The following is a 10,896-nucleotide window of genomic DNA, read 5'->3' as shown; positions in this document are numbered from 1 at the left end:
GGCTGAAGTCAGCATCTGCGCCACCTTATCAGGTGTATCCAGTGTAGTCCTGTTATCGGGCTCTACTTCCAGGTATTTATTACAGGCCGTGAGCAGCAGGCAGCCCACACCTGCCAGTAAACTTATTTTTATAATATTCTTCATACAATAATTCTTTTAAGTACTCCTTACAAACCCACCTTTAGTGACATGACCAATTGCCGCTGAAGCGGCTGGGCTACCCCGCCGGCATTGAAAAACTCGGGGTCCTGCCCTTTCAGCTTACTGTCTGCATACAGCAACCATAAATTGCTGGCCGAAGCAGTAAGCGAGAGATTATTTATACCGATATTCCTGATCATCCTGGCTGGCAACAGGTAGCTGAGGGCGATGTATTTAACACGTATAAACCCACCATCCGCTACTCTTGCGGAAGAATAATTGTAGTTATTGTAAGGATAGGCGCCCCCCATCCGGTAATTGGTGAGGGCATCTATAATAGAAGGAACATTGGTTTTGTTCTCATCTCCCGGAAGGGTCCACCTGTCAAGGAACTCACGTGGAAAGGCATCCAGGTCGGAGTAGGTGGAACGGAATACAGGATTCAGCCGGATCTTATTGCCGGCCTGGTAAGTCAGCAATACGTTCAGTGAAAGATTTCTATAGCGGAAAGTATTGGAGAAGCCACCGGAAACAGGCGGGTCAACAGGACCTTCGTATACCAGGTATTTGGTTTCAACGTCCTGTAAGTTCACATCGCGGGAAACTTCTCCTTTTTCATTTACAAACAGGGGGATACCTGTATTGCTTTCCAGTCCCTTATAATCAAGGGAAAATAAACTGCTTACAGGATAGCCTTCTTTGTTTCCTCCTTCAGGTACCACCTGGTTAAATATAATGGGTGTATTCCTCGCATTGGTGATCTTGTTCTTATTATATCCGAACGTGAGGTTGGTTCTCCAGCCAAAATCGGTGCTGCGTACTATCTCCCCTCCTATGGTCACTTCTGCTCCTTTTGAACGCAGGTCAGCATAGTTGGCCGTCCTTACGTCCTGGCCACCAATACCGGAGGTTTTGATACCGGCAATCAGGTCAAAGCCGTTTTTCTTATATACGTCTATGGTAGCGGTGAGCCGGTTATTAAAGAATGCGGCATCCACGCCAATATTCAGCGAATATTGCTTTTCCCAGGTGAGGCCTGCATTTTCCAGGTCAATGATCTGGATACCTGATTCAATGACCCGTGCATATTGCCGGTAAGTATTCTGGGCTTTCAGCACGGCGCTTGAATTAGTAGCTGAGCCCATATCGGCAGTTAATCCATAGCTCGCCCTTAGCTTCAGCAGGTTTAGTTTTCCTGCGCCCTTCAGGAAATTTTCCTGGTCAACATTCCAGGCACCACTTATACTCCAGGTGGGCAGCCAGCGTGCTGTGGGGGATTTGCCCAGCCGGTTGGAACCATCGGTACGTATGGCTGCGGTAAGATTATAACGGCTGTTATAAGTGTACCCCGCGGTGGCAAAAAAGGCAGCGTAGCGGTCGTAAGTCTCCTGCATGCCAAAGTAGGGCAGATTAGCCTCACTTGCCTGTTTAAAGGCCAGGTAATATGGGTTTACGCTGCCGCCATAATCATACTGATAGCCGTAACCGGTATTCAGTGCATTTTGCCGGTTGGCATATTTAACCTCCTGGCCAATCAATACATTCAGGTCATGTTTACCAAATGTTTCGGTATAGTTCAGGCTGTTCCTGAAATTATAGTTGGTGAGGGTATTTTCATTCCTGTTATAGAAACCTCCCACCGGCAAAACGATCTGTGGAAATGCGTTCGGGTTATCCGGGTCGCTGTATAAAAAGCGATTGGCGTTAGCAATTACCGAATTGGAAGCCGCCCTGTATGCCTGCGCCTTATTGGAATTTTCCCTTACCAGGTCTTCCTGGCTGGTTTTGGCGTAACGGATAGCGCCCAGGAAATCGTACCGGAAATGTTTTGAAATACGGTAAGACAAATTGCCCTGTAGTTTCAGATCTATCACGGAAAGCTTCAGGGTATTATGCTGCAGTTCATCCAGGATATTGAAGGGCGCATAATTTCTGGTGAAATATTCCAGGTTGCCGTTTTCATCATATGCAGTTAACGCGCGACTGGTATTCAGTGCATAGTTATACGGGTTGATATCAAAATCACGGTTCATTTTCCCATAGAACGCATCTGTAGTACGGGCCACGGTTCCCGGCGCATCCTGCTGCCGTACGGAGCCCGTTGCAATAAAACCCGCCGACAGCTTATCGGAAAATTTATAATTGGTTTGTGAGTTGAATGTAAAACGTTTCACTTTATCGGCTACCGTCCAGCCATTGTCATTATAAAATCCTGCTGAAAAATAAGACTGCACATTATCAGATCCACCGGACAAACTAAGCGTGTGTTCCTGTATCAGTGAATTCCTGAATAATATGTGGAACCAATCGGTATTTGTCAGGGCATATCTTTGTAAAAAGGCCTTCTTCCCTTCCTGCGTATTTTCAAGGAGAAATTTGCCGGTTGCAGGATCATAGGTTTGTAGTTCATCATACATTTTACCGTACACACCTTTATCAGCGCGATTACCTACGTCGGCCAGGTTCATTAGTCCCTTCCTGGCTATCTCCGCATCTACAGACATTTGTTCTGCGGAATTCATGATATTGAAATTATTATAATTGGGTCTTAACTGGGTACTGAAATTCCCCGTGTAATTGGTTACCATTTTACCTGAACGGCCTTTTTTGGTGTTAATAACCACCACGCCGTTCATTGCCCTGGCACCATAGAGCGAAGTGGCGGCTGCATCTTTCAGGATATAAATATCCTCCACATCATTCATGTTCAACCCGGAAACTGAAGAGGCGAGCAAGGTCGACGGATCTCCACTGGATAACTGATCGTTGGATACATCAATTACATCTTCCAATACAATACCATCCACCACCCATAATGGTTTATTTGCGCCCGTAAGGGAAGTAACGCCCCTGATTCGTACCTTAGGCGCGGACCCGAAAGTGGCGGAAACGCTCTGGATACTTACACCGGCCGCCTTCCCTTCCAGGGCGCGACTGATATCCGTCGTTCCGTCCATCCGGATATCCTCCGCTTTAAGACGGGTGGAAGCTCCTGCAAACTTTCTTTTGTCAATTTCCTGGAACCCTGTTACAATCACTTCATTAAGCCCTTTCGATCCAGGCTTCATTGTAACATCAAGACGATTGCCGTTCACATTTCGTACAACAGGTTCATACCCGATAAAAGTAAACAGCAGTTTGTCGGTGGCAGTAGCCGCTATGCTGAATTCCCCCTGGTTGCCGGTAACAGCTGCTTTCTTTGCCTTTTCACTTCTTACCACTACTCCGGGCAGTGGGCTTCCTTTCTCATCGGCGACTTTCCCCGAAACGATAATCAATGAATCAATGGTGGCGGACAAGGCTACTTCTTTCTCCAAAGATTTATGCGCTGAAGTATTAGCAGCTGTTATCAACGGTAACGCCACAATGCCCATTACAACAGCAAAGCACTTTTTTCTGAAAGTTTCAAACGCCTGCCGGTTTATTAATTTGGTTGATACACACATGTTCCCTCTATGGGACATTCTGTAAAAGTCCATATTTGCATGGTTATAAATTAGTAAATCCCCTGTCAGACAGTCAGGAGCAATTGTGATTCCAGGGATTTGTAAAAACAGCAGGCCTACTGTTCACTGGTTCGATTTGTTTTATCGTTTTTGGTTGGTAAATGAAATTACGTTCGGTATACGACAGGCGATAAATAAAAAAGGGTGACCAAAAAAAAAATTTTCATCGCGGTCACCCTTTTTTATTTATCGCCTGTCGTATACCAGACTAATAAGAAGAGTGTACAATTACAATATGGCAACAGCCAGGTGATTTCACCTGGTTAAATAGATGGTATTCGGTTAAAAAATAGCCAACGGTTAAATGATCTCATTTGACTTTATCATTTCGGTATAAGTAAAAAAGGAGTAGCCCCAAGCTAAAGGGTGTCCCTGAAAAGGGGCGCCTTTCTTTTTGAATTTTGAAGACTTTTCAAAAGTATTTACCGGTACAAATTGCTTTTGAAGAATTGCCTGACAAAAAAATTCTATTCCGATCACCCTTTTTTATTCATTGACTGTTGTATGTCAAACCGACCATGTGAATCACAGGCTGTACCAGGAGATTCACATAGTTACAATAGATGGCATTTGATTAAAACAATCACGGTTGAATGTTCTCGTTCCACTGTATGGTCGTTTCGATATTGGCAAAATGATAACCCCGGCATGAGGGTCCCCTAAAAAGGACCCTTTTCTGCATTTTAAAACCTTTTCGCTTCTCTAATGTTTATTTATAATAACATAAATAGCGACGCGCATTTAAGTCTGTCTGAAATCGTTGAGCCGACTTCCATCCATAGATTTTAACTATTTTATTATAGAAATTAATTGAGTTCATTTATTTCACAATACCATTACCTTTATCATCCTGCACAAAATACAAGGTGCAAGTAATTGTTCACTCAATACAAAACTTGTAAACATGGGAAAAGAATCAAACGACATCAGTAAATGCCCGTTTCATAACGGGAGCATGAAACAAAACGTTGGCGGAGGCGGCACCAGGAACCGTGATTGGTGGCCTAACCAATTAAAACTAAGTATCCTGCGTCAGCACTCGCCCTCGTCGAACCCGATGGGTGAAGACTTCAACTACGCCGAAGCATTTAAAAGCCTCGACCTGGAAGCAGTGAAAAAAGATCTTCATGCGCTGATGACCGACTCACAGGATTGGTGGCCGGCCGATTTCGGGCATTATGGCCCGTTGTTCATCCGCATGGCATGGCATAGTGCAGGTACCTATCGTGTGGGTGATGGCCGTGGCGGTGCAGGCTCAGGGCAGCAACGCTTCGCTCCCCTGAACAGCTGGCCCGATAACGTGAGTCTTGATAAAGCCCGCAGGCTGCTGTGGCCTATCAAACAGAAATATGGCCGCAACCTTTCCTGGGCTGATCTGCTGATCCTTACAGGTAACATTGCCCTGGAATCAATGGGCTTTAAAACATTTGGTTTTGCAGGCGGACGTGCAGATGTATGGGAACCGGATGAAGATGTGTACTGGGGCTCCGAAACCACCTGGCTGGGCGGCGATATCCGCTATGCGCACGGCTCCCAGGGTGTGCAGGAAGGCCATGGCGTACTGGTATCTGACGATGATGCGGATGGAGATATCCATTCCCGCAACCTGGAAAAACCCCTGGCAGCTGTGCAAATGGGCCTGATCTATGTAAATCCCGAAGGCCCTGATGGCAACCCTGATCCCATTGCAGCCGCTAAAGATATACGCGACACATTTGGCCGTATGGCAATGAACGACGAAGAAACAGTGGCCCTCATCGCAGGCGGCCATAGTTTTGGTAAAACCCATGGCGCCGCTCCTGCCACTCACGTGGGCAAAGAGCCGGAAGCCGCCGGCCTGGAATTGCAGGGCCTCGGCTGGAGCAATAGCTATGGCTCCGGTAAAGGCGCAGACACCATTACCAGCGGACTGGAAGTAATATGGACCAAAACACCCACCAAATGGAGCAACAACTTCTTTGAAAACCTTTTCGGTTTTGAATGGGAGCTTACCAAAAGCCCCGCAGGCGCACATCAATGGGTAGCTAAAGATGCCGATGGTATCATTCCGGATGCGTACGACGCTTCCAAAAAGCATCGTCCAACTATGCTTACCACCGACCTTGCCTTACGGTTTGATCCTGCTTACGAAAAAATATCCAGGCGCTTCCTGGAAAACCCCGATGCATTTGCAGACGCCTTCGCCCGCGCATGGTTTAAATTAACCCATCGTGATATGGGGCCCCGCGCACGTTATCTTGGTCCCGATGTACCACAGGAAGTGCTGATCTGGCAGGATCCCATTCCTGCGGTAGATCACCCACTGGTGAACGAAAGTGATGTTGCCGCCCTCAAAGCAAAAGTACTGGCATCCGGGCTTAGCGTATCTGAACTGGTGTCTGTGGCATGGGCCTCTGCTTCTACTTTCCGTGGCTCTGATAAACGCGGCGGCGCCAACGGCGCGCGTATCCGCCTGGCTCCGCAGAAATTCTGGGCGGTAAATAATCCGCCGCAACTACAGAAAGTACTGGCCGCACTTGAAGGTATACAGAAAGAATTCAACGGCGCACAAAAAGACGGCAAAAAGATCTCCCTGGCGGATCTCATCGTGCTGGCCGGCGCTGCTGCTATTGAAAAAGCAGCGAAAGACGCGGGAAGTACGATCACCGTTCCATTTACACCTGGCCGTATGGATGCTTCCCAGGAACAAACGGATGTGGAATCTATCGGTCACCTGGAACCTGCGGCTGATGGCTTCCGCAACTACCGCAAATCAAGATCCGGCGTCCCTACTGAGGCCCTGCTGATAGACAAAGCGCAACTGCTCACCCTCAGCGCACCTGAATTAACCGTGCTGACAGGCGGCCTGCGCGTGCTGAACACTAACTTTGACGGCGCTAAACATGGCGTGTTTACAACACGCCCGGGGTTGCTTACCAACGACTTCTTCATAAACCTCCTCGATATGCGCACCGCATGGAAAGCCCTGTCGGACGACAAAGAATTGTACGAAGGCAGCGACCGCACCACCGGTACAGCAAAATGGACTGCTACCCGCGCCGACCTGGTGTTTGGCTCCAATGCAGAGCTGAGGGCCATTGCTGAAGTATATGGCAGTGCTGATGCGCAGGAGAAATTTGTGAAAGACTTCGTAGCAGCATGGAATAAAGTGATGAACCTCGACAGGTTTGATTTAGTCTGATATAGATCTTTATATAAAGGAAAAGAGGCTGCATCATCAAAACATGATCGGCCTCTTTTTTTATTGATAAAGAGCGGCCAGATCATTCCTTGATTTGCTTACAAGCTTCAGGGGTTTGCATACATGCACACGATCCTGCTTACCGACCTTTGGCTCATGAAAATAAAACAAATAGCATTGGGCAGCCAGGGATTGGTTGTGCCAGTGATCGGCCTGGGCTGTATGGGCATGACAGGCTTTGAAGAAGGACATATGTACGGCCCTGCGGATGAGCAGGAAGCCATCGCAACAATCCACCGTTCGCTCGAGCTGGGCGGTAATTTTTTGGACACTGCCGATCTGTACGGGCCGCTGAAAAATGAGCAGCTCATTGCGAAGGCCATCAGCGGTAAACGTGATCAGTATATCCTGGCCACCAAGTTTGGCTGGGAAATCGACGACAACAATAAGGTGACCTGGGCCATCAATGGTAAAAAGGACTATGTAAAGAAATCTTTGGAGCGTTCGCTGCAGCACCTCAATACCGATTACATCGATCTGTATTACCTGCACCGCCTGGATAAAAATACGCCGGTCGAGGAAACGGTTGATGCCATGGCCGGGCTGGTTAAAGAAGGTAAAGTAGGTTATATCGGCTTGTCGGAAGTATCGTCTGAAACGATTAAACGGGCGCATGCCGTGCACCCGGTCACCGCAGTACAAAGCGAGTATTCTTTATTTGAACGAACGGTAGAAGAACGCGGGGTGTTAGCAACATTAAATGAACTGGGTATCGGGTTTGTAGCTTACTCACCATTGGGCCGTGGCTTTTTATCGGGACAAATCAAAAGTATTGATGATCTTCCGGAGAACGATTTCCGCAGAGCGATCCCACGTTTCCAGGGCGAAATGTTTCATAAGAATATTGAATTGGTGAAGGCAATTGAAGCCATGGCCGAAGCAAAAAACGTTACTTCTTCACAGCTGGCCTTGGCCTGGATTATGAGCAAGGGGATTTTACCGATCCCGGGAACGAAACGCCGGAAGTACCTGGAGCAAAACCTTGCAGCGACTACCATTGAGTTGACAGCGGCGGATCTTTCACAACTGGAAAGCATTGTGCCTTTGGGTACAGACACGGGCGCGCCTTATGATGAGTTCAGTATGGGCTTAATTGATTAATTTTGATTATGAACGCTATTAACTCCATATCAGAATTTCACCGGCTGCTGTCATTGCCTGAACCCCGCCACCCGATGGTAAGCGTGATCAATCTGTCAGAAAGTATTTTTTTGGAAGATGAAATCTGGAAAGGTTTCGTTAACCGATTTTATTGCGTTGCGCTCAAACGCGAAGCCAAAGGCAAGATCAGGTATGGACAACAGCATTATGATTACGATAAAGGGGTATTGAGCTTTACTGCGCCTAACCAGGTGCAACAACTGGACCTGCAGCATATGGAATGTGGGTCCGGTTATCTCCTGGTCTTTCACCCGGACTTCCTGTTACAACATTCCCTGGCGAACAGCATTCATCATTACGGTTTTTTTGATTACGCGGTTAACGAAGCGCTGCACCTGTCGGCCGAAGAAGAAGATGACCTGATCACGATCCTCCACAAAATTGATAAGGAGTGCCAGCATATCGATAAGCACACCCACGAGATCATTCTGACGCATATCGAGAGCCTGCTGAAATACTCCAACCGTTTTTATGAGCGGCAGTTTCTGACCCGCAGGAATAACAATTCAGCGCTGCTGACCAGGTTCGAACAGTTGATCGATGACTACTTTAACAGCGACGTACCGGGTTTGCTCACGGTACAATATATTGCTACGCAGATGAACCTGTCGCCGAACTACCTGAGTGACCTGCTTCGGATCCACACCGGGCAGAGCACCCAGCAGCATATTCATGAAAAACTGATCGCGAAAGCCAAAGAAAAACTTTCCACGACCAGTCTTTCGGTCAGCGAGATCGCCTATGCCCTGGGATTTGAACATGCGCAATCCTTTAGCACGCTTTTTAAAAAGAAGACGAATTTATCGCCGCTGGAATTTCGTCAGGCCTTTAACTGATTACGACTATCTCCCCTAACGTTTAATAAATTTACGGGTATGACTGGTTTCTCCCACCCTGATTTTCAGGAAATAAGTGCCTGGCGCCAGTTCGGTAACGTCAACGGATATACCGGATACCATCTTCAGGCGCTGCCCTTTACTGTCGTACACTTCGAGCGCCGCGTTATTTTTTAGTCCGCCTACATAGAGCTGGCTGCTGGCGGGATTAGGATACACTACGATCTCTTTATTCCCTTTTAATTTTTCGTTTACCGGCAACTGAGCGGAGCGTGTTCCCGCAGTATCTGCACCTGAGCTATCCACCTCTGGCAGGCCATTTTCCTCGCGCAGCAACTGGAAAAGATGATCCGGCCTTACCACGATGTGATTTGAATCCAGCGAATTCATCACGTTTTTAAAATTGGTAGGCTTCACATCCTGCCAGGGCTGCGCCTGTATGATAATAAACCTCGGCGCGGCGCCATTCCATCCTGCGGAAGCGGCAGCAATGGCGTCTTTCATGGCCTGTTCGCCGGTGCAGTAGTTACAGGAAAGCGGCATTCCCGGTAAACGCTGGTTGTAAATACTCAGCGGGCCGCCGGTATTCTGGGCGGTTACCCCAAGCAATGAGGGCGCATAGGTAGCAAAGCTTTCTCCCACATTCTGGTTGATACCGCCTGTGATCGTATTCCAGATGGTAAGCACCCGGAAACCTGCTCTCTTATTATAATCTTCTGTTTTAATAACAAACTGGTTTAAGGTATTCTGATCAGGGAAATTATTAGGGTAAACATATCCATACCCGGAGGGCCCTGAAATCAGGTTATCATTATCAGTAGCGGTCTGATGATAATAGTTCAGCGCTCCCGGCATGGCATCGAGCATGGCGGGCGATAAAGTCCATCCCATAGGCACTGCCCCGCGGTCGGGATTACTCCACAGTTTACGCATGAGGTGCTCCACGTATTGCAGGTTATCGCCGTCGCTTAGTATAAAGGCCACGTAGATCTTATTTTTCAGTGTTGGTTTTGGAGGGATGGGTTTAATGTTGACCGTTCTGGGCATGCCGCTGTGCACCGTTAAATTGGTGGCATAATCACTCGCCACAGTGGCGATGCCATAGCTGGACGCCCGGGTGATACCCGCGCCTTCTTCCGGCCACCAGCCCATGTACGCCGATCCCGCCGGCATGGAAGATAAGAAGCTGTTCAGCAATGCGCTTTCACCACTTACTGCAGGGTCCAGCCATATTACGGCCGCGCCCAATGCGGTGGCGTACTCCCGTAAAGAGCCCTGGTGCAGTTCCGGGCTTAGCCCGATCAGTAAACGATGATCCATAGTGGGCCAGTAGGTGTTGTACAACGTTTGATATACCTGCAGCTTACTGGTAAACTGGCCACGCAGATCTGTTAGTATAGGGAGATTATAAGGCGCTCCCGTTAACTTCGGCAATAAGGCCGGCGAAGCAATAAGCGCCTTTTTATCTTTTGCCAGCGTGGTGGCCAGGTTAACGGTGGCCGTTTGCGCCGGATCGTATACAATAAGACCTGATATTTCGCTGCGGTATTTGGTGATCAGCTCCCACCTGTCTGTATGTTCTGTCCATGTTAAACCCAGGGATTGCATCCAGGCATACGGCCCTTCCGCAAAGGCATCGCCTTCATAGGAGAAGATGCGTGGCTGTGCCCTGTTTACAATGCCTTTCAGGGAACTGAACAGGTAGGTTTCCGCGGCGGCATCCGTTTGTTGCTGTACGCCTACCCAATCCACTTTAATATAAGCCGCTCCTTTCCAGAATACCCGTAACTCGATGGAATGATTGGCAGCGGGCATTGTAAAAGGTAATTTAAAACTTGTATAATTAGACGCAATAGGAAACTGCTGTCTTGTAATTGTTTGCACGGCAAGGGTGGCGCCTGTAGTGGCATCCCTTACATCGATATCTACCACAGGATTATTATCCGCTGTATTGTTATCTATTTTCATCCGGAATTCCGCCACATTGGATCCTGCGGTAACAGAATTATCA

General features: G+C 48.0%; 5 protein-coding genes. 3 read left to right on the top strand and 2 right to left on the bottom strand.

Translation table 11 applies throughout. From position 1 onward, the window contains the following. Positions 1-167: 167 nt before the first annotated feature. Positions 168-3,587 carry a SusC/RagA family TonB-linked outer membrane protein gene (locus VIM72_RS27355; protein ID WP_332005990.1) on the bottom strand — a complete coding sequence of 1,140 codons (3,420 nt, stop codon included), beginning with the start codon at positions 3,585-3,587 and terminating at the stop codon, positions 168-170. Between the two features lie 964 nt (positions 3,588-4,551). On the opposite strand from VIM72_RS27355, the gene katG reads away from it, so the two are divergent. From katG to VIM72_RS27340, 3 genes are all read left to right on the top strand, one after another. Then, entirely contained in the window at positions 4,552-6,828 is a 2,277-nt protein-coding gene (katG, locus tag VIM72_RS27350; RefSeq protein ID WP_332005989.1) for a catalase/peroxidase HPI, read from the top strand. 123 nt (positions 6,829-6,951) lie between these two features. Continuing rightward, on the top strand, positions 6,952-7,989 hold the full coding sequence (locus tag VIM72_RS27345) for an aldo/keto reductase (RefSeq protein ID WP_332005988.1): 1,038 nt from the start codon (positions 6,952-6,954) through the stop codon (positions 7,987-7,989). An 8-nt stretch (positions 7,990-7,997) separates the two neighbouring features. Then, positions 7,998-8,885, top strand: coding sequence for a helix-turn-helix transcriptional regulator (locus VIM72_RS27340; protein ID WP_332005987.1), 888 nt, complete (start codon positions 7,998-8,000; stop codon positions 8,883-8,885). A gap of 15 nt (positions 8,886-8,900) precedes the next feature. Here the strand turns inward: VIM72_RS27340 and VIM72_RS27335 are convergent. Continuing rightward, positions 8,901-10,896, bottom strand: a 1,996-nt coding sequence (locus tag VIM72_RS27335; RefSeq protein WP_332005986.1) for a T9SS type A sorting domain-containing protein, incomplete at its 5' end; no start/stop codon positions are given.

It is taken from the genome of Chitinophaga sp., from assembly GCF_036569185.1.
Classification (GTDB): Bacteria; Bacteroidota; Bacteroidia; order Chitinophagales; family Chitinophagaceae; genus Chitinophaga.
The sequence above is the reverse complement of the archived record's forward strand: the minus strand, read 5'-3'. Positions and strand labels throughout refer to the sequence as shown.